The organism is Corynebacterium mustelae (genome assembly GCF_001020985.1).
Classification (GTDB): Bacteria; Actinomycetota; Actinomycetes; order Mycobacteriales; family Mycobacteriaceae; genus Corynebacterium; species Corynebacterium mustelae.
This window is the reverse complement of sequence record NZ_CP011542.1, coordinates 457,193-479,429: the sequence shown is the minus strand read 5'-3', so window position 1 is coordinate 479,429 and position 22,237 is coordinate 457,193. Positions and strand designations below refer to the sequence as shown.

Annotated in this window: 27 protein-coding genes; 11 read left to right on the top strand and 16 right to left on the bottom strand. The window is 52.1% G+C overall.

Going from position 1 to position 22,237, the window contains the following annotated elements; translation table 11 throughout:
* Window position 1: 1 nt before the first annotated feature.
* The 3 genes from CMUST_RS02240 to CMUST_RS02230 are packed head-to-tail and all read right to left on the bottom strand — an operon-like array spanning window position 2 to window position 3,521.
* A complete protein-coding gene (locus CMUST_RS02240) occupies window positions 2-973 on the bottom strand; it encodes an ABC transporter substrate-binding protein (RefSeq protein ID WP_047261154.1) in 972 nt (323 codons plus the stop codon).
* A 29-nt stretch (window positions 974-1,002) separates the two neighbouring features.
* Window positions 1,003-1,998 carry an ABC transporter permease gene (locus CMUST_RS02235; RefSeq protein ID WP_047261153.1) on the bottom strand — a complete coding sequence of 332 codons (996 nt, stop codon included), beginning with the start codon at window positions 1,996-1,998 and terminating at the stop codon, window positions 1,003-1,005.
* The gene (locus CMUST_RS02230; RefSeq protein WP_047261152.1) at window positions 1,998-3,521 is read right to left on the bottom strand and encodes a sugar ABC transporter ATP-binding protein; all 1,524 of its coding nucleotides are present in this window, start codon (window positions 3,519-3,521) and stop codon (window positions 1,998-2,000) included. Before CMUST_RS02230 ends, CMUST_RS02235 begins: the two co-directional genes overlap by 1 nt.
* Window positions 3,522-4,103: 582 nt before the next feature.
* Here CMUST_RS02230 and CMUST_RS02225 point away from each other — a divergent pair.
* The 6 genes from CMUST_RS02225 (at window position 4,104) to CMUST_RS02200 (ending at window position 9,053) form a co-directional block, all read left to right on the top strand.
* Window positions 4,104-4,367, top strand: coding sequence for a hypothetical protein (locus CMUST_RS02225; protein ID WP_047261151.1), 264 nt, complete (start codon window positions 4,104-4,106; stop codon window positions 4,365-4,367).
* 36 nt (window positions 4,368-4,403) lie between these two features.
* Window positions 4,404-5,318: a DUF1963 domain-containing protein gene (locus CMUST_RS02220; protein ID WP_047261150.1), complete on the top strand. Its 915-nt coding sequence runs from the start codon at window positions 4,404-4,406 to the stop codon at window positions 5,316-5,318.
* A 37-nt stretch (window positions 5,319-5,355) separates the two neighbouring features.
* Window positions 5,356-6,144: a DUF1963 domain-containing protein gene (locus CMUST_RS02215; protein WP_047261149.1), complete on the top strand. Its 789-nt coding sequence runs from the start codon at window positions 5,356-5,358 to the stop codon at window positions 6,142-6,144.
* A 165-nt stretch (window positions 6,145-6,309) separates the two neighbouring features.
* Window positions 6,310-7,548 (top strand): DUF6138 family protein, encoded by a 1,239-nt coding sequence (locus CMUST_RS15715; protein WP_052844478.1) that lies wholly within the window; start codon window positions 6,310-6,312, stop codon window positions 7,546-7,548.
* A 57-nt stretch (window positions 7,549-7,605) separates the two neighbouring features.
* The gene (locus tag CMUST_RS02205; RefSeq protein WP_047261148.1) at window positions 7,606-8,028 is read left to right on the top strand and encodes a VOC family protein; all 423 of its coding nucleotides are present in this window, start codon (window positions 7,606-7,608) and stop codon (window positions 8,026-8,028) included.
* Window positions 8,029-8,213: 185 nt separating this feature from the next.
* Window positions 8,214-9,053: a hypothetical protein gene (locus CMUST_RS02200; RefSeq protein ID WP_047261147.1), complete on the top strand. Its 840-nt coding sequence runs from the start codon at window positions 8,214-8,216 to the stop codon at window positions 9,051-9,053.
* 136 nt (window positions 9,054-9,189) lie between these two features.
* On the opposite strand, the gene CMUST_RS02195 is transcribed toward CMUST_RS02200, so the two are convergent.
* A complete protein-coding gene (locus CMUST_RS02195) occupies window positions 9,190-10,194 on the bottom strand; it encodes a S66 family peptidase (RefSeq protein ID WP_047261146.1) in 1,005 nt (334 codons plus the stop codon).
* A 101-nt stretch (window positions 10,195-10,295) separates the two neighbouring features.
* Entirely contained in the window at window positions 10,296-10,574 is a 279-nt protein-coding gene (locus CMUST_RS02190; protein WP_144414103.1) for an AAA family ATPase, read from the bottom strand.
* 575 nt (window positions 10,575-11,149) lie between these two features.
* Here CMUST_RS02190 and CMUST_RS02185 point away from each other — a divergent pair.
* The 4 genes from CMUST_RS02185 to CMUST_RS02170 all read left to right on the top strand — a co-directional run bounded on the left by CMUST_RS02185 (window position 11,150) and on the right by CMUST_RS02170 (window position 14,615).
* Window positions 11,150-11,899: an alpha/beta fold hydrolase gene (locus tag CMUST_RS02185; protein WP_236690142.1), complete on the top strand. Its 750-nt coding sequence runs from the start codon at window positions 11,150-11,152 to the stop codon at window positions 11,897-11,899.
* Window positions 11,900-12,034: 135 nt separating this feature from the next.
* Window positions 12,035-13,183, top strand: a complete 1,149-nt coding sequence (locus CMUST_RS02180) for an ATP-binding protein (RefSeq protein ID WP_047261144.1) — start codon at window positions 12,035-12,037, stop codon at window positions 13,181-13,183.
* Between the two features lie 347 nt (window positions 13,184-13,530).
* The gene (locus tag CMUST_RS02175) at window positions 13,531-13,899 is read left to right on the top strand and encodes a hypothetical protein (protein ID WP_201779214.1); all 369 of its coding nucleotides are present in this window, start codon (window positions 13,531-13,533) and stop codon (window positions 13,897-13,899) included.
* A 158-nt stretch (window positions 13,900-14,057) separates the two neighbouring features.
* The gene (locus CMUST_RS02170; protein WP_144414102.1) at window positions 14,058-14,615 is read left to right on the top strand and encodes a hypothetical protein; all 558 of its coding nucleotides are present in this window, start codon (window positions 14,058-14,060) and stop codon (window positions 14,613-14,615) included.
* Between the two features lie 555 nt (window positions 14,616-15,170).
* On the opposite strand, the gene rpsQ is transcribed toward CMUST_RS02170, so the two are convergent.
* From rpsQ to rpsJ, 11 genes are read right to left on the bottom strand one after another with little or no spacing between them, the layout of a single operon-like run.
* Window positions 15,171-15,449, bottom strand: a complete 279-nt coding sequence (gene rpsQ, locus CMUST_RS02165) for a 30S ribosomal protein S17 (RefSeq protein WP_047261141.1) — start codon at window positions 15,447-15,449, stop codon at window positions 15,171-15,173.
* A gap of 2 nt (window positions 15,450-15,451) precedes the next feature.
* Complete coding sequence (gene rpmC / locus CMUST_RS02160) at window positions 15,452-15,682, bottom strand: 50S ribosomal protein L29 (RefSeq protein ID WP_047261140.1); 231 nt, start codon at window positions 15,680-15,682, stop codon at window positions 15,452-15,454.
* Window positions 15,682-16,098, bottom strand: a complete 417-nt coding sequence (gene rplP / locus CMUST_RS02155) for a 50S ribosomal protein L16 (protein WP_047261139.1) — start codon at window positions 16,096-16,098, stop codon at window positions 15,682-15,684. The genes rpmC and rplP overlap by 1 nt, the downstream gene beginning before the upstream one ends.
* A gap of 3 nt (window positions 16,099-16,101) precedes the next feature.
* On the bottom strand, window positions 16,102-16,848 hold the full coding sequence (rpsC, locus tag CMUST_RS02150; RefSeq protein ID WP_047261138.1) for a 30S ribosomal protein S3: 747 nt from the start codon (window positions 16,846-16,848) through the stop codon (window positions 16,102-16,104).
* 2 nt (window positions 16,849-16,850) lie between these two features.
* A complete protein-coding gene (rplV, locus tag CMUST_RS02145) occupies window positions 16,851-17,207 on the bottom strand; it encodes a 50S ribosomal protein L22 (protein ID WP_047261137.1) in 357 nt (118 codons plus the stop codon).
* Between the two features lie 3 nt (window positions 17,208-17,210).
* The gene (gene rpsS, locus CMUST_RS02140) at window positions 17,211-17,489 is read right to left on the bottom strand and encodes a 30S ribosomal protein S19 (protein WP_047261136.1); all 279 of its coding nucleotides are present in this window, start codon (window positions 17,487-17,489) and stop codon (window positions 17,211-17,213) included.
* Between the two features lie 16 nt (window positions 17,490-17,505).
* Window positions 17,506-18,348 carry a 50S ribosomal protein L2 gene (rplB, locus tag CMUST_RS02135; protein ID WP_047261135.1) on the bottom strand — a complete coding sequence of 281 codons (843 nt, stop codon included), beginning with the start codon at window positions 18,346-18,348 and terminating at the stop codon, window positions 17,506-17,508.
* A gap of 24 nt (window positions 18,349-18,372) precedes the next feature.
* Entirely contained in the window at window positions 18,373-18,675 is a 303-nt protein-coding gene (gene rplW, locus CMUST_RS02130; RefSeq protein ID WP_047261134.1) for a 50S ribosomal protein L23, read from the bottom strand.
* Window positions 18,675-19,328, bottom strand: a complete 654-nt coding sequence (gene rplD / locus CMUST_RS02125; RefSeq protein ID WP_047261133.1) for a 50S ribosomal protein L4 — start codon at window positions 19,326-19,328, stop codon at window positions 18,675-18,677. Before rplD ends, rplW begins: the two co-directional genes overlap by 1 nt.
* A complete protein-coding gene (gene rplC / locus CMUST_RS02120; RefSeq protein ID WP_047261132.1) occupies window positions 19,325-19,981 on the bottom strand; it encodes a 50S ribosomal protein L3 in 657 nt (218 codons plus the stop codon). The genes rplD and rplC overlap by 4 nt, the downstream gene beginning before the upstream one ends.
* Window positions 19,982-20,013: 32 nt before the next feature.
* Window positions 20,014-20,319: a 30S ribosomal protein S10 gene (gene rpsJ / locus CMUST_RS02115; protein WP_047261131.1), complete on the bottom strand. Its 306-nt coding sequence runs from the start codon at window positions 20,317-20,319 to the stop codon at window positions 20,014-20,016.
* Between the two features lie 934 nt (window positions 20,320-21,253).
* Between rpsJ and CMUST_RS02110 the strand changes: the two genes are divergently transcribed.
* Entirely contained in the window at window positions 21,254-22,237 is a 984-nt protein-coding gene (locus tag CMUST_RS02110) for an ABC transporter permease (RefSeq protein WP_047261130.1), read from the top strand.

Genomic DNA, 22,237 nt, shown 5'->3' with positions numbered 1-22,237 from the left:
CTTACTTGTACAGCATGGTTTGGATGTCGGCGTCGTCAATGTTGTTTTTGTCGTACCAGGCGAAGTTGGTGGCGATATTCTTTTCGACGGTTTCGCCGTTAGCTGCGGCATAGGCCGCTTTCACTGCTTGATATCCGATGTCGACTGGGTCTTGGGTGACTGCGCCAGCGATGGTGCCGTCTTTGATGAAGTTCATTTGTGCTTCGCCGGAATCGAAACCGACGACGGTGACCTCACCTTTCTTTCCGGCTTCGGTGACACCAAGGCCGATTCCGACAGCAGAGCCTTCGTTGCAGCCGTACATCGCTTTGATATCGGAGTGTGCTTGCAGCATGGATTTAGTCAGATCGGCGGATTTCTGGTGGTCACCGCCGCCGTATTGAATGTCAACGACTTTCAAGTTAGGGGCGTTCTTCTCCAGATACTCGGTGAATCCGTCGCGGCGGTCTTTAGCTGTGGTAGAGGTTTGGTCCTGGCAGACAATGCCAACTTCGCCGGTATCGCCCACAAGTTCCACGACGTGCTTGGCGGCTTCAGCAGCTGCCGCTTTGTTGTCGGTGGCGGCGGTTGCGACGGGGATGTCGGAGTCGACGCCGGAGTCAAATGCGACCACTGGGATGTTATCGCCCTGGGCGGTGGTCAGCAGTGGAATTGCGGCTTGGGAGTCAAGTGCTGCGAAAACCACGGCTATTGGTTTCTTCGACAGGGCGGTTTGCAGTTGTTGGATCTGCTTGTCCACTTGGGTTTCGTTGTCAGGACCGTCGTAGGTGATGGTGGCTCCAACTTCTTCGGCGGCTTTCTCAGCACCTTGTTTGACTGCTTGCCAGAATTGGTGCTGATATCCCTTGGATACCACAGCGATATAGGGTTTACCGTCGGTACTGGGAGACGATGTGGAGGTTCCTGATTGGTCACCAGAACACGCGGCGAGCATTGCGGTGGCGCCTAAAACGGCGAGGAGTTTCTTATTCATGATGTACTAATCCTTTCTTAAAACTAGGGTTAGGCTTTCTTTTCGCGGCTTCGACGCAGGTTGTCAGCGAAGACTGCGATGAGAATGACGATTCCGATGGAAACTTTCTGCCATTCCTGTGGGATGGACATGATTTGCAGGCCGTTAGCCAAAACCGCCATCAGCAGTGCACCAATAAAGGTCCCGAAAATGGTGGCCCGGCCACCCGACAGTGATGTACCGCCGATGACGACAGCGGCGATCGCCTCTAACTCGTAGCCCATACCGGTGGCAGGCTGGGCTGAATTGAGGCGCGCGGATAGCAGGATTGCGGCCAGCGCGGTGAAAATTCCGGCGAAGGTGTAGATGGCAATCAGCCAGTTGCGGGTGTTGACACCAGAGATGCGGGTGGCTTCCTCGTTAGAACCGATCGAAAGAGCGTAGCGGCCTAGCAGAGTTTTAGACATCACAACTGCGGCGAAAATGGCGCAGATGATGAATATCAGTGCGGCATTGGGGAAATCTGGTATGACCTCGCCTTGGGAAATGGCAGCAAAGGCGGGAACATCGGTGAGATAGATCGGGGTGGACTTGGTGATAATCAGGGCTAGGCCTTGAGCTACCATCATCATGGCCAGGGTTGCGATGAACGGCGGGATTTTGAAGATTGCCACGTTCATGCCGTTGATGAATCCCATGAATGCACCAAAGGCGATGGCGGCAATGATGCCAATTGGTAGCGGTAACCCCAACCAGTCTCCGCTTAAGAAAACACCAGTCATCACGGCGCATAGCGTCATACCCGTTCCGACCGATAGGTCAATGCCCGCGGTAGCGATAACGAATGTAGCGCCTAGAGCCATCGTGCCGATCACCGCAGAAGACAGCAGGATGGATGTGATATTGCCCCACTGGAAGAAATTGTCAGTGGATACAGAGAAGAAGATGAAGATTAAGGCCAGGGCTGCCAGCGCCAGCAATTGCTGCAGCTGAGCATTTAGCCGTGCGCTAAGGGTGCTTGGTGTCGTGGTAGATTGCGCAGACATTAGGCCACCTCCTTGTCAGTGTCGCGGAATTTGGTTGCCAGTTCCATGATTGATTCTTGGTTTGCCTCGGAGTTTTCCAAGATGCCGGTCATTCGACCATTGCACATGACGCCTATCCGGTCGCAGATGCGCAGCACCTCGGGAAGTTCGGAAGATATGACGATGAGAGACTTTCCTTCGGCGCATAGTTCGTTCAAAAGGGCGTAGATTTCGTCCTTGGCGCCGACGTCGATACCGCGGGTGGGTTCGTCGACGATGAGGATGTCACAGTCGCGAACCAACCACTTGCCGATGATGACTTTTTGTTGGTTACCGCCGGAAAGATTGCGGATTATTTGGTGAATGCTGGGGGTTTTGATTTTTAAACGACCCACTTGAGCTTGGGTATCGCGGGCAATGTCAGCTTCGCGGATGATCCCAAACTTCGAGTATTTGGTGGACAGCGACGAGAGCGCCGTATTGGCTTTGACGTCCATGTCTAGTAGGAGCCCGTATTGTTTCCGGTCTTCGGAAAGGTAACCAATACCGTGCTCGACTGCATCGGCTGGCGAACGCAAGGTGACTTTCGTACCAGCCACGGTGACCGTTCCAGCGCTTTTTGGGTCGGCACCGACGATAGCGCGCGCAAGTTCGGTGCGCCCAGCCCCCATGAGCCCCGCGATGCCGAAGATTTCGCCCCTACGCAGCTCGAAGCTTACGTCTTTGACCAGGTCGCGGGTAGAGAGCTTATCGACGCTTAAGACCACTGGCTGGTCACGGAAATCTTTAGGCTCCGGGCGAACATCAGTAACAATTTGGCGCCCCACCATTGCTGCGATGATGTCTTTGATTGGGGTTTCCGCGGTCTCGAGGGTGGTAACGTACTGGCCATCGCGAAGTACCGTCACTCGGTCTGTGATTTCGGCGATTTCATCCATCCGGTGCGAGATATACACCATGCCGGTTTCGGGGGACACGAAATTTCGGATCAGCCTCATGAGGGTTTCGATTTCAGTGTCGGTTAAGGCGGCGGTGGGCTCATCCATGACCAAAATCTTGCAATCGAAAGACAACGCCTTGGCAATTTCAACCATCTGTTGCCTGGCTACAGTAAGGTCGCGGATGTAGGCACGCGGATTTACATCGATCCCTAGCCTCGTCAGTAGTTGCTCAGCCTTTTTAACCATTGCGGTGTCGTTCAGCAACAAACCACCGGTTTTAGCTTCGCGGCCCATGTAGATGTTTTGAGCAACAGTCATATCAGGCACCAAGTTGAGTTCTTGGTGAATGATGGAGATACCCTTTTCTTGCGCGTCGCGCGGGCCATTAACTTTGCTTAAATTCCCGTTGAGGTAGATGCTACCGCCCGGATCAGCGGTGTAGACACCAGTAAGAATCTTCATAAGTGTGGACTTACCTGCACCGTTTTCACCGCATAGGCCGAGTACTTCATTGTGGCGCAGGGTGAGCATTACGTCGTCCAATGCCTTGACACCCGGAAAGGTTTTCGAGATGTGTTCAAGGCGAAGCAAATCGGTTGTCATTGCTTGCAGCCTCCTTTCACTTGTTCCAGCGGAAGCAAATGAGGCTTGGAACACACTCAGGCTTATTTGTGGAGCGCCTCACTTACCGCTCTAGGCCCAGCTTGCATGATAGCGCTAACATTGGCAAGCGCTTTTAGAATAAAATGAAAAACATCCCAACAATTTCACCCCCGTAACAATCCAGCTTTTCCACACATTTTTTCGGAATAAAACGTTGTTAACCCCACATACGCAAACCTGAAAATTCCACTCAATGGCAGTCTAAAAACAAAGCCATGACCACCATCAACCAATAAAAATTCATCAAAGAAATGTGAAGGCTCACATTGGCAAGCTTTTAATCAAACCTTCACACAAACCACCCACCAGACAGGTGGATATCATAACCACTACCCCACCCCCGCGATCACAGATTTTTGGGCATGTGAAGTTGGATTTTTACCAAAAGCCCACACTGACGCGTCAAAAAGCAAAAATGTAGCCAAAAGACTTGAAAAAGTATTAATCTTAGATAGATTAATACTAATTTATATATGATAAACACTCGAGGTTTTAGTTAAGCCACCCCGGAGGAACCGCACCATGTATCGCCGCCTTCTATCGTGCTGCGCAGCAACTATTCTTACACTCACAACGGTTGTCCCTGTCGCCCAACCGCAACACAACGCAGTAGCAGCCACCCTTGCTCAAACTTCGCCATCTGAGAAGCAAGCCCAAGGTAACGATTTTGACCTTGGGACGATCATCAGCATCGTCATTAGCGTCATCGGCAGTGTCGCACTCTCGCTTATTGGGCTTGTTCCATTACTAAATTATTATGCGCAAAAACATAACTGGCTTCGTTAGGGAAGGCTAAAATTTTCAAGGCACATATCACATCTAATGCGAAAGGCTTCCCGCGTGGATTCCCTCATTCGATCTAAACTCGAGAATATTGAATCACCGTTTGCTGAATTCGCAGCAGCAAACCTACGCCGAACTACGAAACTAACGTTTAGTCCCCCAACTGAGCCAGTCGCCGTCACCGCCTCACGTACGGGCAATACGGCGGCAGTGACACCGAACCACCCGTGGCCTGTCGATTCCGCAGGCAATCCGATGCAGCATCTCGCGCAACTCAACCTTGCCGAACTGCCTGCCAGGGAGGAATTACCGGCGGAAGGTTTGCTGCAATTCTTCGTTGCCGTGGACGATCACATGGGAACCACAAACGGCGCCGACCCCAACTACCGGGGAAGCGTCGTGCGCTATATTCCGGCGGCTGAGCTAGAAACTGCTGCCGCCGAAACTCACGATCACCCCAAGAGTATTTTCACCATCGACCAATTCAGGATCACTGGAACCCTCTACGACCAGGCACCGCAATACGATGACTACCAGTTCAGCGCAGTGGCGGAGCAGGCGGGCATTTACACGGAAGAAGAGGATTTCCTCGACTCCATCGGATTCTATGATGACGAAGATTTCGAGGACCTGGATGAAGAAGACGCTTTAGAAGAATACGGCTGGCTAGACCCGGTCGACGCGTTGGAAGACGTCACCGACCATTACGCTCAGCTTTTCCTTGGTGGCTGGACCCAACACCCACAACAAGACCCGCGCAACTATCTCCATGACGAAAATTCACGTTACTTTAACCCGCATTTCCATACCCAAGACATGCAGTTACTCCTACAACTCGCATCAGCTACCGGAATCGATATTGGCCACGATGGAATTCTACACTTCTTCATTGGCGATAAAGACTTAGCCAACCTCGATTTCAGTACCCCGCTGTACAGTTTTAGCGCCCACTAGTCCCCGCCCATCCCGTCATCGTAAGGATTGTTTCGCCGTGACTGATATCCGCCCGGCTCTCACCGATTTCTACAACACCACAACCCGCCCTGTCATCGCTCTAGAATTACACCCCGTTTCCGGCTCAGGACCACGCGAACTCAATCCGGCAAGTTCCCGGGTGGGATACCTCGGTGCGGTCACCCCGGAATTCCCGTGGCCCCGCGGTTACAACGACAAACCGATGTGCCTCATCGCCCAGCTCAACCTCGCGGAACTACCGCCATTGACTGACTACCCCACCGGTGGACTTTTGCAGTTCTTCGTTGCGGACGATTTCTCCTTTGGCTCCGATGAAGCCACAACCGACGGCAAGTCTGGGTGTCTGGTACGCCTCATTCCCGCCGACGAACTTGACAAGGCCCAAGCCGCCGAACATATTCCAGAAAATGCCGACTATCTCTTAAGCGGCGGGCACTTCACAGTCACCGGCACACGTATTCAACAAGCACTTAGCAGTGCCGAAAACCCAGTTGTACTGCACGAGCTCTCCGAACGCGGCCTGCCTACGGATGCTGCCACTGCCCGGAAGCTGCGGCGGATCATCACCACACATCAACCTGACATATATCCCTCAGTTTTCGGTGATGGTTGGGGCCACTTCTTCCACTGGGATCCCCGTGAGGTCGGCGACGGACAACGGCTTCTTCTCCAACTTCATGCCCGTAGCATGGACGACGTCCAATTGGTCCTAGGCAATGAAGGGTGCATGAGTTTCCTCATCAACGATCATGATCTTCAGCGCCATGACTTCAGCAATATCACGTATCTCTTGGAAGTCTCCTGACGCCCGAAATTGCTCGGGCCGGAATCGTTTAGAAAAAGCAACCACCGTATTGCAGCTTGACGATGCCCCCACGTTGCCGACCAATTTCAAACAAATATATAGAACCGCATCGCAGCACTACGCCTACAGTTTTCCGTTTACTGCCCACCCTAGAAAGCGAAAATAATGCCGGGAAATGACCAAGACCAGCTCAGTTTCGACGACTGCACGGACCCTATGGTCATCGATATTTTCACCAGTGTGCTGGAACAACTACGGTTGGGTCACCTTGACCACGGTGATATCACCACCGAGCACCCCACATCAATCCACTACAAGGATTTCCGTATTCCTGTACGTAAGCTTTTAACATTCGCGTTACACACCATGGACGTGGGTTCCATTACCACCGCCAACGAATGGGACATGGTGGATAAACTCCGGGAACTGGTTGGGTGGAACACTATTAGCGGGCCTATTCGCAACTGGCTGACACGCCACCTTACAAAACCGTACTTTCCGGCTAGCCAAAACCCCTATGCAGTTTCCACGTGGCACCCCAAGCCCGAGGTGGATCTGACAGAGGTGCCCCACGAACTACTAGAGTTTGCATGTGCTGTTGCGGTAGCTGATATCCGGTACTCTTCCCCCTCCTCACGCCAATACGCAGAAATGCTGTTAAGCCAGGCCACAGCATTGGGCTCTGACACGCCATATCGCCTGTTCGAAACCGGCAGCGGCGATCTGCCTGAGAATGTTGCTTCCTCTGCTGGCGATGGTTGGTATGGGCAGGCAAATGACGTTTCCGGGATTATTTCCGTCACCGTGACACAGGAGGATCCACGCGCGTATCGCGCGGTATTGGAGTACCTGATCCACGTTGTTTCCTGTCCACTTTTCCCCAACAGCTACAGCATCGATTTCACCGGCCCCACCAAGAATTATCTCCCCATTCCATATTTGGAAACCAATAGCATAGATCAGCTTTTCCAGTGCGCCGCGCATTATCCCGAATTATTTGACATCATTGCCGATTACGCACGTACGGCAATGAGAGAATACGAATGGTACTTAGGCTTAGAAGACCACAACCGGGCGATGCCTGGGACGTTCGCAGTTTTTGCACTTGGGCTTTACGACGCCACCGCCGCCGCGCTCGTCAACGACTACATGGAACTTTGCGACGATGAACGCCAAGAAGTGCACGCGTTGTTCGTCGCTGCCGCCATCGATAGAAATGGATATAACGCCACAACAATTGAGTACCTTGTTCGGTGTCTTGAGAATTGTCCGATAGAACCAGAGTTATCTGAAATGACGGACCAAACTCCTGGTGCTGATGCACTTGAGATTCTTAACGAGGTGGAAGCCAGCGTTGACGAATATCTGTGGGAGCGTATTCACTACAGCATTTGGGGTGAATAAAATTTTTTTAAGCCGACCCCATCTACGCCGCATGTGCATGTCTTTTACAATAATGCAATGGCTCGTTCGCTCCACCACATTGAATTATGGACCACAAACCTTAATCGCACGTACCCAAGTTTCGATTGGTTATTGTGCTTATTAGGGTGGGAACGTAACGATATAGATGGATGGGAGTCAGGAAAAATATGGACAGCACCCGACGGCACATACCTAGTGCTTGAACAATCCCCCGAAATCAATGGCGAACATGATCGCATGCGCGCTGGCCTTAATCACCTCGCACTGGTTGCGGCCAGCCCTTCAGTTGTCGACGCCATTCGAATCGCCGCAACCCAACATGGATTTACCGAATTATTTTCAGAGAAATACCCTCACGCCGGAGGGCCCAACCACTACGCGTGTTATCTTGAGAATTCCGGAGGCTTCGAATTTGAAATTGTTGCTGGGCACGGATTGCATGGTTTCGATGGACACTAGTCTCGACTGCGCAATCTAGGTTATAGCGATAACCAAAGCCATGGCATGCACGACCTGTTGCTTTAACTACCAGCGCTACTCGGAAGTTGAAAATCTAAGAAAATAACATATATAAACCAATAAAATGCCAAATAAATGCTATCATTTCTTCAGTTAATACTTATATCAGAAAGAAGGGATGGCGTATGGCATCAAAGGGCAACGCTAAGAGATTAGACACCGAGAAATATTACGGCATCCTTGTTGATGTCATAGGGAAAGCGACCGCATTGCCTATGGTTCGGGTTGACCGCACTACATTCCTCACTGCAAAATTCAAGAATCATCCTGAACTAGACCGCATTCTTGTAGAGGGAACAACAAGCGTTCTATCAATTGACGAGATTCGTACGCACGCGCTCAAAGTCGTTTCCGCTAACACCAAGAAGACCTCTGGGATCGCATTCATGGCAGGCCTGCCTTCTAGTCCTCTTGCAATGATTCCAGCTGGAATGGGCGATACTGTGCAGTACTTTGGGTATGCCATCCGTATGGCACAAGAAATCGCTTACCTATACGGCGATATTGACATTTTCACCAACGGAAACGAGCTCTCCGAAGAAGGCCAAAATCGACTCATCATGTATTTAGGTACCATGTTCGGGGTATCTGGAGCAGCCTCACTAGTCAAGAAGAACCTGGTACCGCATCTTAGTACACACCTAGCTAAGAAAGTAGTCTCCAAACCACTCACGAAAACCACATGGTACCCGCTTCTTAAACGGGTCGCCGCAGCACTCGGCTATAAAATCACCAAACAGGCGTTGGGAAAGACCATCACAAAATCAGTTCCGGTTATTGGTGGTGTGGTTTCCGGAGGGCTTACATGGGCCACATTCAAACCGCTAGGAAACCGACTCATTGAGGTTTTTGAAGATCAACTTCGCACTTCAGAAAACAAAACTACCGCAGAACCCGAATGGGACGTGATTGATTCCGAGGTTCTTGTAACTGAAGAACATCCGGAAACCTCCAAACAGGACTAACAGTTTTACCTGTAACCTGGTTCACGGTACTTTCCCGCAACACAACTCTAATAATCAAGGCACAGGTAACGTTGTGCACCAGGTACAAATATCAAAAGTTCCGGTTTTCATAACACTTACCTAACAAGTGTTTTTACTAGCCGCGAGTAAAAACAAGCGAAATATGGTTTTGATTACTGTCTGCCCGCAGGTTCACCTGCCCGCCAATAGGAAAGGTTAACTGCGGGTTGGTGTGCCCAAAATCAAGATTCGCAACAACTGGAATAGCGCTAAGCTGAGGTATGTCGCTGACTAGTTCTTCAATATCCTCACGTGTGACTGTGCTGTGTTTCTGGAATCGACCAATAACAAGCCCAGCCAGCTGGTCCCCACCCGGCTGTTGAAGAACCGAAAATAGCCGCCTGCGAAATTCCACGATTGAAGATCCTGCCGTAACTTCGGCGAAGAGGATGCTGCCGGCCAGCTGCGGCAAGAACCGAGTGCCATTTAGAAGCGTGAATGTACTCAGATTAGAGCCAAGGGCAGTCCCTTGAGCGCAACCATCATTGATAATCCACCAGCCCGAAGTCGGTTCAGTGACGCGGTTATCCTGTTCGATAAACCATGAGTCATCCGTGAACCAACTGCTTGGTTTCCATTCAATAGAGTTAAGGCTCATCGCGGCCTGTTGGAAAGATGCTTGAGTAGTTTCAAAATAATCACGCATACCGAAGCTTGACCAATGCGGGCCAGAGTAAGTTACAACTCCAGTTCTCGCATATATCGCGTTCTGAAGAGCCGTAATGTCAGAATAACCGCAGAAAAACTTTGGGTTGTCGGCAATTAGATCGAAATTCAGATACGGAAGTAGCTCGTGGCTGCTGGTACCACCAATGACCGTGATTATTCCATCGACACTCTTATCAGCGAAGGCCTCGTGCAGATCATGCAGTCTCTTGTCAACTGATGAAAATTCAAATCGGCCACTCTCGCGAGCGTATGAGGAAAATGACACCCGAAACCCTAAACTTTCTAACCGCCGTGTGGCCAAATTACTTAAGTATCGACCCATTTCCCCTGTTTCAATTGGTGCTAGCGAATCCGAAGGAGCGATCACACGAATATGGCTGCCGACAGACAGCGCTTTCGGGAAAACAGACATGGTGAAATCATATCTTTTTTAGGCTAAAGCTCCACAGCGTACATCCAATAACGCGCTCTGCCAGACTATATGCAGACTCTGCCCCAACGACCGTGAACCACCTAGTAACGATAAAACATCCCCGAAGGTCGATCCGTATCGATAACCAAGATCCGATCTTTTGCTTGCGCTACAAACCCGCGTGGGTCGGTTCGCGCCGCGTTTAGCACTTCTGGATCATCAAGTGTTAAAAACAACATTTCTTTATTCAGCGACGCCCCAACCATTGAAGCAAGTGTAATTTTACCTACCTGCCGGGCACCTGTAAGTCCAACTGCAGAAAACGTGCTAAGTAACCCCATTATCCATTCTTGAATATTACGCTTTACGTGCTTTTTCATACCCAAATATTAAATTTACCGTGATTCGGTGGCAGGTTTTATCGTGATTCGGTGGCAAAATATCGCTCGATCTATCCATCAGCTGCACACTGTTGGGCCAGCAATATCGACCTAATGCTGAGATGATGAGACGCGGCTTTTGCGGCATCGAAAAGCAAGAAACTTATCCATGCCACAGTGCGCCAACTGCTGCCAATGCGGCCCGTCTAACGCACTGTTTATGCAGCTTAACCCTTTACTTTTCCACTATGCGGTGCTAGGTTTTGGGCTATGTCGGCACCGCAGAAGGGCCCGTCACCGTTGGTAGCCCCAACACAAAGGTCAACCGCACGCCCTAACCGCCGAGCATTCCCCCGCCGCAAGAATCTGGCACAAGCTGTCGTCGCGATCCTGGCGATAATTGGGGTTTGGTCCGTCGTAGTTAGAATAACAAGAAAACCTATAGTCGGGCATTTCCATTCCACCGCAGGTCGTAACGCCTACGCAACCGCATACCGCGATGCCATGACGCTCATGCCCTCGCCGACGAAACAGCATGGTATCCAGACGGACTACGGCACAGTACGCGTTTACGAGTGGAGCACTCCCGCGACTGCGGATACAACCCCTATAGTGCTGTTACCGGGCGTTCGTCAGGGGTGCCAATGTGGGCAACTAACCTGCCCAGCTTTGCCGAAACCCACCGCGTTGTGGCCTTCGATGCGCTTGGCGACGCTGGCATGTCCGTCCAATCGGCACCACTTACCTCGATGACCAACCAAGCTGAATGGATTGACCAGGTCATGGATGCCGTAGCTCCTATGGGCGCGCACTTCGTTGGCCATTCGTTCGGCGGGGCGACCCCAACCGCATATGCATGCACCCATCCGGAACGCGTCGCCTCTCTTGCACTTCTCGAACCTGTCTTTACTTTCGCATATCCACCTGCATCCATGATGGCTTGGGTAGTTGTGGCATCGATTCCTGGAATACCCGATAGCATTCGCAACCAGGCGCTTAACCGCATCGGCGGTGCCGAATACAACCACGATGACGATGACACCCTGGCGTGTATGATCGCATTAGGGACAAAGCATTACCGTGCGCAACTTCCGACCCCGTCACTGCTAACCGAAGATACGGCGGTGGCGCTTTCTATGCCGGTCTACGTTGCAATAGCCAGCGACAGCTCACTTGCTGGCGGGCAAAAAGCCGCGGATAAGGCTCAACAATTGCTTGATAACGTCACTGTGCATACGTGGCCGAACACAACCCATTCTCTTCCAATGCAGGTGCCCGACGAATTGGTTATCCACTTGCGGAAACTTTGGGATAGCGCGAAGTAGGCAGTTGTCACAACTCAACGGCTTACGAACTTGCGTCATACCCGTTTTGAGCTAGCAATATGCGGAAGATAGTAAGAGATAGTAAAGGATAGTAAGAGATAGTAAAGGATAGTAAAAATCATGTAGATTTATGTCATGAGCCGTGTACGCAATCCCTTCAAAGCCACATTGGGAGCAACCCCGCCATACCTTGCTGGTCGTGAACAAGAAATTGAAGACTTCAAGGATGCGCTTTTCGACGGCCCAGGCGCACATGAACGAGTTTCCCTCATCACTGGCCTTCGTGGCGTGGGCAAAACCGTATTGCTTAATGCATTTCAAGATGCAGCACGAGCCGAATCTTGGTGGGTTATCGCCGAGACTGCAACCCCTGGTTTTACCCAACGCATTCAAGATGCAGCGTACCGGATCATCCAAAAGAACTTTCGCACCCACAAGAAAACTCTTACAGGTGTAAACATCGCCTCGCTAGGAGGCTTGCAGTTCACTGAGACAGAGAAATATCGTCCAAATACAACGTTACGGGATGTCCTCACGAATCTTTTCACGCTGCAGGCACATATTGATGCCCAAATTGGACAGGAACCTGTGGGAGTGCTTATCACCTTAGATGAGCTGCACTATAACCGAAAAGAAGAAGTTATTGACTTCGGGGCGACCATTCAGCATTTAGTCCGTGAAAACTGCGAGATTGCCATAACCATGGCAGGCATTCCACAATCCGTGAAACCACTGTTGGCGGCTGATTCTGGGCAAAATCCCGTAACATTCCTACGCCGTGCCAACAAAATTGCACTGGGGCTAGTCGCTGATTCCGATGTTCGCACCGCCCTTTCGTCCCCGCTAGCCTCATTGGATTTCGAATGGGAACCAGGCGCACTAGATCTAGCTGTTGAGATTTGTGGCGGCTACCCATTCATGATTCAGCTGGTAGGCCAATACCTGTTCCGCACTCGGGACGGAAACCGCATAACCTTAGACTCGGTTAAAGCAAGTGGTGAACGCGCCCGCCACCGTCTCGGCGAGCTAGTTCACAAACCTTCCCTTTCAGACCTCTCCCCCACGGATCAAGATTTTCTTAAAGCGATGGCAGTAGACGACGGGCCGTCCAAAATGTCCGATATTGCCCAGCGGCTTAACGTTGACACGCAATATGCAGGCAATTACCGGCGTCGACTTTTAAACGCCGAAATCATCTCAAGCCCCCGCTACGGGTATGTCAGCTTCGCTTTGCCGTATATGCGGCAGTACCTTACATCACCGACCAATTCCGCACACTTTTAAAAAATAAGGAAACGGCTTGATGCCTTATGATTCGGGTTCACGGTTGCGAGATTTTTAGGAATTAAACCACGATCTACATGGGAAAATGCAACCAATCAACAAACTGGACGGAGCTCTACTGCTAAAACGGTCAGGGTTCTACCGATAAACTGGTCGGCATTCTATTGCTAAATTGGTCGGCGCTCTACGACGATTACCTGGGTGGCAGATTGCTGGTTCACTGCGATTGTCTGTAACCCATGAAAGGACCCTTTTCATCGCTGTAGGATGGGCTGATGCATATGTATAGGTCGATTGTAAGAACCCTTTTCGCGGTAATTTTCATTTCCGGAGGTTTCTCTCACCTTGTGCTCGGCCGAACCCATCCAGAAAGCTACGCAGTGTTCGGCGACACTGCGCTCATACCCTCGCTTTCTAACCTGTGGTCAGATTTTGTGATGCCGAATATCGGATGGCTCACCATCGTGCTTGGCTGCTACGAAGTAGTTGCTGGTGTCCTCCTTTTGATGAGCCGCTCAAAAGCACGTCTCGGTGCCTACATGATGCTTGCTTTCTTGGGCTTCATCACCATCGTTGGCTATGGATTCCCCACCACCAGCATCGTCGAGGATTTGCTAAAGAACAGAATCATCACGATAGTGATGGCACTCCTACTTATCCCCGTAGTCCTAGAATCAAGCCCGAAAAGCTGGCGCGCAATGTGGCGCCATTCGTAATGCACGACAACCTCAGCATTGCGGTAAAGGTGTTCCCACGCAGGCGTTTCACTGTTCGTTCAACTAGTGCCGGGTGAGCTGCGCGATGCTTGTCGACGTTGCCAGAAGCCTTTTATAAAACCCCGCACTATCTGCACTTTATTGCCATAATCGGACCTATGATCTTTTCTTCCGAAATCGAGGCACGGCTGAAAGAACTGGGCGCAGCCTACGCCAGCCCCAACGGCACCCTGCAGGAAGCGCTCATGTCCATGACGTTCCCAACGCCCATCATTGAGCAAGGATTCAGTGACCACGTCGAATACAGCGATGATCTTCGCAAGATCCTTGAACACCAAGGCCAACTGCGTGAACTGGTTCAAAGGGAAGACTTCACATTCTCGCCTTGGATCGCAACGCCGCTGAGCCCAGGAACCACAGACTACGAAGAGTGGCACGATGACGAGGGCTTCATCACCGGAGTCGCATCAAAACTACCCACAACCACTAAGTCCCCAAACTTCATCATCTTAGGAAACACCCGCTACCAGGTGGGATTTTTCGTTCTTAGCGACGACCCCCACCCCCAAAATCCCACTGTTTACGCCATGGACCACGACGCCTGGTTCTATGACATCGACTACGAACTCACATTCCTTGATTTCTTAAACAGGTTCGCCACTGACACCGAATTGCGGGAAGAAATCAACGCATATTTCGCGAAACCTTCAGATTAAAACGCTTCAACCGGTAACCAACCATCGTATAAGGGAGCAACGGGTTAGTTACAGGTACAGGGTGCTGTCTACAATCACACGGCACACATAACAGAGATAATCACATCGTTTTTGCTCAAGATTTCTCAATCTCGATCTACTCGGCCGACAGCCCAACCCGCTTCCCCCGTTTTGCCTCAGCACCCCTGGCAAATCTTTCATATTTTTGTTAGACTCTGGTTAATCGTTCAGCCTGCCTTTGAATCATTTCCGATGTTTCAAAGTGTGGGCTGGATCTTTATCTAGCCGTGAAGATCCAATATATGCCGAACTCTCAACCCCACCAACTTAAACCCGCAGCAACTATTACCGATCTTTTTGAACGATTACGGTCGGGGGGGATTAGTCATCAACGACAAAACAGCACAAGAGTGGCTCATTAACGTTTCCAACTAAAACATTGAGTACAGCGAAACCCGTTAAAGCGTCGAAAAGCAAAAACACTCGCCCGCATCCCCTTTTATGTCGGGGGGCGGGCGAGTGTGTAGTTTTATCCGCGCCTTTTAGGCTAAAGAATTAGCGTGCCTTCTCGATGATCTCAACGAGACGGAAGTGCTTGTCCTTGCTCAATGGGCGGGTTTCCTCGATGCGAACGAGGTCGCCGATGCCAGCGATTTCGTTCTCGTCGTGAACCTTCACCTTGGAGTTGGTGCGGATGGTCTTACCGTACAAGCCGTGCTGCTTGCGGTCTTCCAATTCCACAACGATGGTCTTCTGCATCTTGTCGGAAACGACATAGCCGGTGCGTACCTTACGTGCGCCCTTTTTCTTCTTGTTCACGTTTGCCTCACTCATAATTAAGCCTCAGCTCCCGGAACAACAGACAGGCCCAGCTCGCGCTCGCGAATAACGGTGTAGATGCGGGCGATGTCGGTCTTGACCGTGCGCAGGCGACGGTTATTGGTCAGCTGGCCGGTTGCGGCCTGGAAGCGCAGGTTGAACAGCTCTTCCTTGGCTTCAGCCAGACGGGTGTTGAGCTCCTCAGCGTTAAGCTCGCGAAGCTCGTGTGCGGGGGTACCGTTAGCCATTAGAACTGGTCCTCCTTCTTGATAATACGAACCTTGCAAGGGAGCTTTTGGCCTGCGCGACGCAGTGCCTCAAGCGCCATTTCCTCATTCGGATAGCTCATTTCAAAGAGGATGCGACCTGGCTTAACGTTAGCGATCCACTTTTCCACTGGACCTTTACCGGAACCCATACGAACACCGAGAGGCTTCTGGGTAAGTGGCCGGTCTGGGAAAATGTTGATCCACACCTTACCACCACGCTTGACGTGGCGGTTGATGGCGATACGTGCAGATTCGATCTGACGGTTGGTGATGTAAGCAGGTTCCAGAGCCTGGATTGCGTAGTCACCGAAGTTGATGCGATTACCGCCCTTGGATACGCCGTCACGGTGTGGACGGTGCTGACGACGGTACTTCACGCGCTTTGGAATAAGCATAGGTTATCCCTCCTGCTTCTGCTCAGCACGCTGACGACGCTGGCCACCACGACGCGGACGTGCGTTGCGGTCACCGCGGCCACGGCGCTCAGATGGTGCGTTGATTTCGCTCTCGCGACGGCCACCAACGACGTCACCCTTGTAGATCCACACCTTCACGCCGATGCGGCCGAAAGTGGTGTGTGCTTCATAGGTGCCGTAGTCGATTTCGGCGCGGAGGGTGTGCAAAGGAACGCGACCCTCGTGGTAGCGCTCGGTGCGGGACATCTCGGCACCGCCAAGACGACCGGAGCACATGACCTTGATGCCCTTGACCTGTGGCTGACGCATAGCGCCCTGGATTGCCTTGCGCATTGCGCGGCGGAATGCCACACGGTTGGTCAGCTGCTCAGCGATGGACTGTGCCACCAGTTGAGCATTGGCGTCAATGTTCTTGACCTCGAGGATGTTGAGGGCGACCTGCTTGCCGGTGAGCTTCTCCAGCTCGCGGCGCAAACGGTCAGCCTCAGAACCACGACGGCCGATCACGATGCCTGGACGGGCGGTGTGGATGTCGACGCGGACGCGGTCGCGGGTGCGCTCGATCACGATGTCGGCGATACCTGCACGGTCGAGGGTTTTGGTGAGGAACTCGCGGATCTTGATGTCTTCTGCGAGGTACTCAGCGTAGTTCTTATCGGCGAACCAGTGGGACTTCCAGTCGGAAGTAATGCCCAATCGGAGGCCGTGTGGGTGGATTTTTTGTCCCACTGTTATGCACCTGCCTTCTGGCTCTCGACAACCACGGTGATGTGGCTGGTGCGCTTACGGATCTGGAATGCGCGACCCTGAGCGCGTGGACGGAAACGACGCATGGTTGGGCCTTCGTCGGCATAAGCCTCGGAGATAACCAGGGTGCGACGGTCAAGGCCGAAGTTGTTCTCAGCGTTAGCAGCTGCGGACTGAACGACCTTGGCTACTGGCTCGGAAGCAGCCTGTGGGGCGTACTTCAAGATTGCCAGTGCTTCCTCAACGGACTTACCGCGAACCAAGTCGATTACACGGCGTGCCTTCATAGGGGTTACGCGAACGAAGCGGGCAGTCGCGCGTGCGGATGTGATATCGCTCATCGCTTATCGACGTCCCTTCTTCTTTTCTTGAATGTGACCCTTGAAGGTCTTGGTTGGTGCAAACTCACCGAGCTTGTGGCCGACCATGGAGTCGTCCACGAACACTGGCACATGCTTGCGACCGTCGTGGACGGCGAAGGTGTGACCAATGAAATCGGGGAGAATGGTGGAACGACGGGACCAGGTCTTAATAACCTGCTTGGTGCCCTTTTCGTTCTGAGCGTCGACCTTCGCGAGGAGGTGCTCATCAACGAACGGGCCCTTCTTAAGGCTGCGTGGCATCTTTCCTTACCTCCTCTTAGCGCTTCTTGCTCTTGTTCGTGCGGCGACGCTGCACGATCATGTTGTTGCTGTACCGGTTCGGGTTACGGGTACGACCTTCCTTCTTGCCCCATGGGCTTACTGGGTGACGACCACCCGAGGTCTTACCTTCACCACCACCATGTGGGTGATCCACTGGGTTCATGACCACACCACGCACGGTTGGGCGAACGCCCTTCCAGCGCATACGGCCAGCTTTACCCCACCGGATGTTGATCTGGTCAGCGTTACCGACCTCACCAACGGTGGCGCGGCAGCGGATGTCCACGCGGCGGATTTCAGACGATGGCATACGCAAAACAGCGTATTTGCCTGCCTTACCGAGCAGCTGAATGGAGCTACCTGCGGAACGAGCGAGCTTAGCGCCTGCGCCCGGCTTGAGCTCAACGCAGTGGATGACGGTACCAGCTGGGATATTCCGCAGTGGCAGGTTGTTGCCAACCTTGATGTCGGCGGTTGCGCCGGACTCTACCATCTGGCCCTGCTTGAGGCCCTTAGGTGCAACGATGTAGCGCTTTTCGCCGTCAACATAGTGCAGCAACGCGATGTTGGCGGTACGGTTTGGGTCGTACTCGATGTGAGCAACCTTTGCCGGAATGCCATCTTTATCGTTGCGACGGAAGTCGATCAGACGGTACTGGCGCTTGTGTCCACCACCCTTGTGGCGAACGGTGATGTGGCCGTGAACGTTACGGCCACCTTTCTTTGGAAGTGGGCGAACCAGGGACTTCTCCGGGGTCGAGCGAGTGATCTCCTCGAACATCGATACGGAGCTCTGGCGGCGACCCGGGGTTGTCGGCTTGTACTTACGAATAGCCATAGTTTTTCCTTACCTCGACCTTTCTTAAGCGCTAGCGCCAAAGATGTCGATTGCGTCGCTGCCCTCACGAAGCGTCACGTAGGCGCGCTTGGTTGCCTTGCGGGTACCGAAACCGGAGCGAGTGCGCTTGCGCTTGCCCTCACGGTTAAGGGTGTTCACGGAGGCGACCTTTACGCCGAAGATCTGCTCGACGGCAATCTTGATTTCGGTCTTGTTAGCGGTCTTTGCGACGAAGAACACGTAGGTGCCTTCCTCCATCAGACCGTAAGACTTTTCAGAGACAACCGGGGCGAGAATGATGTCGCGTGGGTCTGCAATCTTAGCCATTAGTTCTCCTCCTTATCCGCACCGGTAGCGCGGGCGATAAAGGCGGTGAGAGCCTCGACCGAGAACACAACGTCATCGGACTTGAGAACGTCGTAGGTGTTCAGCTGATCCTGGAACAGGATGTGAACGTTAGGTAGGTTACGAGCACTCTGCTGTGAATTGATATCCTCACGACCAACGACAAACAGAACGTTACGACGATCGGTCAAGCGTTCAATGAACGCACGTGCGGACTTAGTGGAAGGAGTCTGACCAGGAACCAATTCTTCGACGACGTGGATGCGTGCGTTACGAGCACGGTCCGACAGTGCGCCGTACAGAGCGGCCTTGATCATCTTCTTCGGGGTGCGCTGGCTGTAATCGCGTGGCTTAGGGCCGTGCGCGATACCACCACCAGCGAAGTGAGGAGCGCGGATCGAGCCCTGACGAGCGCGACCGGTGCCCTTCTGACGGAATGGCTTGCGGCCACCGCCTCGAACTTCACCACGAGTCTTGGTGGAGTGGGTGCCCTGACGCTTAGCGGCGAGCTGAGCGTTGACAACCTGGTGCATCAACGGAATGGATACTTCACGGTCGAAGATCTCAGCTGGCAGCTCAACGGTGCCGTTGGTTTTACCCTCAGCGGTCTGGACGTCCAATTTCAGATTGGTCATGCGTGTGCACCGCCCTTCACTGCGGTCTTAACAGTAACGATGCCGCCACGGTTACCCGGGATTGCACCCTTGATCAGGATGAGGTTGGCATCGGCGTCAATCTTTTGAATCTTAAGATTCTGGGTGGTGACGCGATCGGAACCCATGCGGCCAGCCATGCGCTTGCCCTTGAAGATGCGACCTGGGGTAGCGCAAGCACCGATACCACCAACGCGGCGGTGTGCTGCCTGGTTACCGTGGGATGCACCCTGACCGGCGAAGCCGTGGCGCTTCATGCCACCAGCGAAGCCCTTACCCTTGGAAGTACCGGTAACGTCGACGAAGGTAATACCTTCGAAGATGTCAACGGTGACGTCCTGGCCGACCTCGTAGCCAGAAACGTCATCCATACGGATTTCAGCTACATGGCGGCGAGGGGTAACGCCTGCTTTATTGAAGTGACCAGTGCGTGGCTTGTTTACCTTGCGAGGGTCAATGTCGCCGTAGGCGATCTGGATGGCGTTGTAGCCATCGGTTTCTACAGTGCGAATCTGGGTAACTACGCATGGACCAGCCTCGACGACGGTAACTGGGATAACCCGGTTTTCCTCATCGAAGATCTGAGTCATGCCGAGCTTGGTGCCCAGAATGCCCTTGATCTCAGTTTCACTCATTATTTGTTCTCCGTAGCCAAGAAACTCGTCGATTACTTAATGTCCACATCGACGCTGGCCGGAAGGTCAATACGCATAAGCGCTTCAACCGTCTTCGGCGTCGGGTCGAGGATGTCGATCAGGCGCTTATGAGTGCGCATCTCGAAGTGCTCGCGAGAATCCTTGTACTTATGTGGAGAACGAATAACGGCGTATACGTTCTTTTCGGTTGGCAATGGCACTGGGCCCACAACGCGCGCCCCGGCACGGGTCACGGTTTCAACAATCTTACGTGCAGCGACGTCGATTGCCTGGTGGTCGTAAGCCTTCAGGCGAATGCGGATCTTTTCTCCCGCCACGCTTATCCTCTTCCTCGCTTGTCCCACATCGCATATGGAGTGGTGGGAATCGCTTCATCTATTCTCTATAACGTTGTCCGGACCAGTTGTAAGGGCCTAAAGCACAACGCCAGTTCTTAACTTGACTTGTCTTAAAACGACTTGCCGGAAATTTATAAGGTCAAAGCACAATAAACTTTCACCGTATTTCCTTGAAGCTTCCACCCCTGGGGTACAAGACCCAGATGTGTGCCAAGCCGGAAGGGATCTATGCTCGTGATAAGCGCTAACGATCTCTTTCGCATACTGCCGCTGTTTATTTGCCATGCCCTTCACTTTTCCGGCCCTCAAGGTATGAACTGGAAATTTGCCCCAGAAACCTTGAAGGTCCTTCCATGGTTTTGCAAACCCAACCACAAGTGATTGAATTTCCACACCAATGAAGGTGTCATGTTTGCCCTACCAGCACTGATAGCAATCCTGTTAAGGCAACCTGATTATTAAATCATGCATATTCGCAAAATGCAACCTTGGAGCGTCGAAAAGTTAAGTTCTAATACCAAACCCCGCTCCCGCCTTTCGACGCCCCCAGGACGTTAAATTTTATGCACCTGAGCAAATCACAATATTTTTACCCAAAATGAGCCCGCCCCAGCCCCATGATGCCGACGTATTTATAAGGTTTTTTCACCGATATTTTTGCACCGAAAAGGAAAAATGCGGCAACGCTGCCATGCAGACAGCTCACGCTTCAAGTTTTTAGATAAGTTAATCTTTTAGTAAGATTGTGACACAGCTCGCACATCTGCAAGCATTGACGCCCTCCCGCAATTGTGACTAACGAAACTGCGAGAGTAGATTTATGTCAAACGCTTGCATTTATGCTTCTGCACTGCGTTTTCGCGCATTTCATGCACGGAGGCTCAATCATGTCCCACCCATTCATGGAGACACCATGTTCAAATATTTGCTAAAGAAGACCCTGAGCTGGATGCTCATTGTTTTCTTGGCGACGAACCTGACGTTTTTCCTCGCGGCGTCGTTTTTAGATCCACGAGCAAATTACATTGGTCGTCGCCCGCCTTTATCACCAGATCAAATAACGAAGCTACTAGCTCCTTATAATCTAAGCCCTGACACTCCTTTGTTAGAGCGCTGGTGGACGTGGCTAACTAATATTCTCTTCCACTGGGATTGGGGACAATCACCTCTCGGGGAATCTGTAAATGAACAAATTTCCTTCCGAATCTGGGTTTCAGCGCAACTGCTTTTGTTAGCTACCATCCTCGCCGTTGTCATTGGTGTAGCGGTTGGTGTCTATACCGCGTCTCGGCAATACCAGGCGGCTGACAGAATTTGGCAAGGAATATCTATCGTCGCCATCAATACCCACATTGTTGTCGCATCAATCGTTGTAGTTGCCTTAGCTTTGCAAATCAACGAGTGGGCAGGCACCCGAATTTTCTTCGTTACTGGATCATCATCTCAGGGCATTGATGGCTTTTTTGCTAAACTCCTCGACCTTGGCCAGCACTTAATCTTGCCAACCGTCTCCTTGGTGTTTATCTCCTATGCCGGATATCACTTGACCCAACGCAGCTTGTTGCTGGACAACCTCAATGCCGATTACGTTCGAACCGCCCGCGCGAAAGGGTTAACCCGCTCACAGGCGATTAGACGGCATGCGTTACGTACCTCAATTATTCCTGTCGCCACGTCCGTTGCCTTCTCTGTACCTGGAATATTCACCGGCGCCGTTATGACCGAACGCATTTTCGCATGGAATGGTATGGGGCAGTACTTTATTTCCACGATTGCCAATAATGATGTTCACGGCGCTGTTGCCGTAGCAGCATTTGGAGCTGCTATGACTGGTGTTTCTGCAATTTTGGCCGATCTAGTTGTTGTGGCTCTTGATCCACGAGTGCGGGTGAGTTAA

Coding starts and splice junctions, on each gene's coding strand:
- rplB (WP_047261135.1), bottom strand. CDS start 18,348: ATGGCTATTCGTAAGTACAAGCCGACAACCCCGGGTCGCCGCCAGAGC.
- CMUST_RS02170 (WP_144414102.1), top strand. CDS start 14,058: ATGATCTTTTCTTCCGAAATCGAGGCACGGCTGAAAGAACTGGGCGCA.
- rplP (WP_047261139.1), bottom strand. CDS start 16,098: ATGCTTATTCCAAAGCGCGTGAAGTACCGTCGTCAGCACCGTCCACAC.
- CMUST_RS02235 (WP_047261153.1), bottom strand. CDS start 1,998: ATGTCTGCGCAATCTACCACGACACCAAGCACCCTTAGCGCACGGCTA.
- rplC (WP_047261132.1), bottom strand. CDS start 19,981: ATGAGTGAAACTGAGATCAAGGGCATTCTGGGCACCAAGCTCGGCATG.
- CMUST_RS02190 (WP_144414103.1), bottom strand. CDS start 10,574: ATGAAAAAGCACGTAAAGCGTAATATTCAAGAATGGATAATGGGGTTA.
- CMUST_RS15715 (WP_052844478.1), top strand. CDS start 6,310: ATGCCGGGAAATGACCAAGACCAGCTCAGTTTCGACGACTGCACGGAC.
- rpsQ (WP_047261141.1), bottom strand. CDS start 15,449: ATGAGTGAGGCAAACGTGAACAAGAAGAAAAAGGGCGCACGTAAGGTA.
- CMUST_RS02220 (WP_047261150.1), top strand. CDS start 4,404: ATGCGAAAGGCTTCCCGCGTGGATTCCCTCATTCGATCTAAACTCGAG.
- CMUST_RS02205 (WP_047261148.1), top strand. CDS start 7,606: ATGGCTCGTTCGCTCCACCACATTGAATTATGGACCACAAACCTTAAT.
- rplV (WP_047261137.1), bottom strand. CDS start 17,207: ATGAGCGATATCACATCCGCACGCGCGACTGCCCGCTTCGTTCGCGTA.
- CMUST_RS02240 (WP_047261154.1), bottom strand. CDS start 973: ATGAATAAGAAACTCCTCGCCGTTTTAGGCGCCACCGCAATGCTCGCC.
- CMUST_RS02180 (WP_047261144.1), top strand. CDS start 12,035: ATGAGCCGTGTACGCAATCCCTTCAAAGCCACATTGGGAGCAACCCCG.
- CMUST_RS02200 (WP_047261147.1), top strand. CDS start 8,214: ATGGCATCAAAGGGCAACGCTAAGAGATTAGACACCGAGAAATATTAC.
- rplD (WP_047261133.1), bottom strand. CDS start 19,328: ATGACCAATCTGAAATTGGACGTCCAGACCGCTGAGGGTAAAACCAAC.
- CMUST_RS02230 (WP_047261152.1), bottom strand. CDS start 3,521: ATGACAACCGATTTGCTTCGCCTTGAACACATCTCGAAAACCTTTCCG.
- rpmC (WP_047261140.1), bottom strand. CDS start 15,682: ATGGCTAACGGTACCCCCGCACACGAGCTTCGCGAGCTTAACGCTGAG.
- rplW (WP_047261134.1), bottom strand. CDS start 18,675: ATGGCTAAGATTGCAGACCCACGCGACATCATTCTCGCCCCGGTTGTC.
- CMUST_RS02225 (WP_047261151.1), top strand. CDS start 4,104: ATGTATCGCCGCCTTCTATCGTGCTGCGCAGCAACTATTCTTACACTC.
- rpsS (WP_047261136.1), bottom strand. CDS start 17,489: ATGCCACGCAGCCTTAAGAAGGGCCCGTTCGTTGATGAGCACCTCCTC.
- CMUST_RS02110 (WP_047261130.1), top strand. CDS start 21,254: ATGTTCAAATATTTGCTAAAGAAGACCCTGAGCTGGATGCTCATTGTT.
- CMUST_RS02195 (WP_047261146.1), bottom strand. CDS start 10,194: ATGTCTGTTTTCCCGAAAGCGCTGTCTGTCGGCAGCCATATTCGTGTG.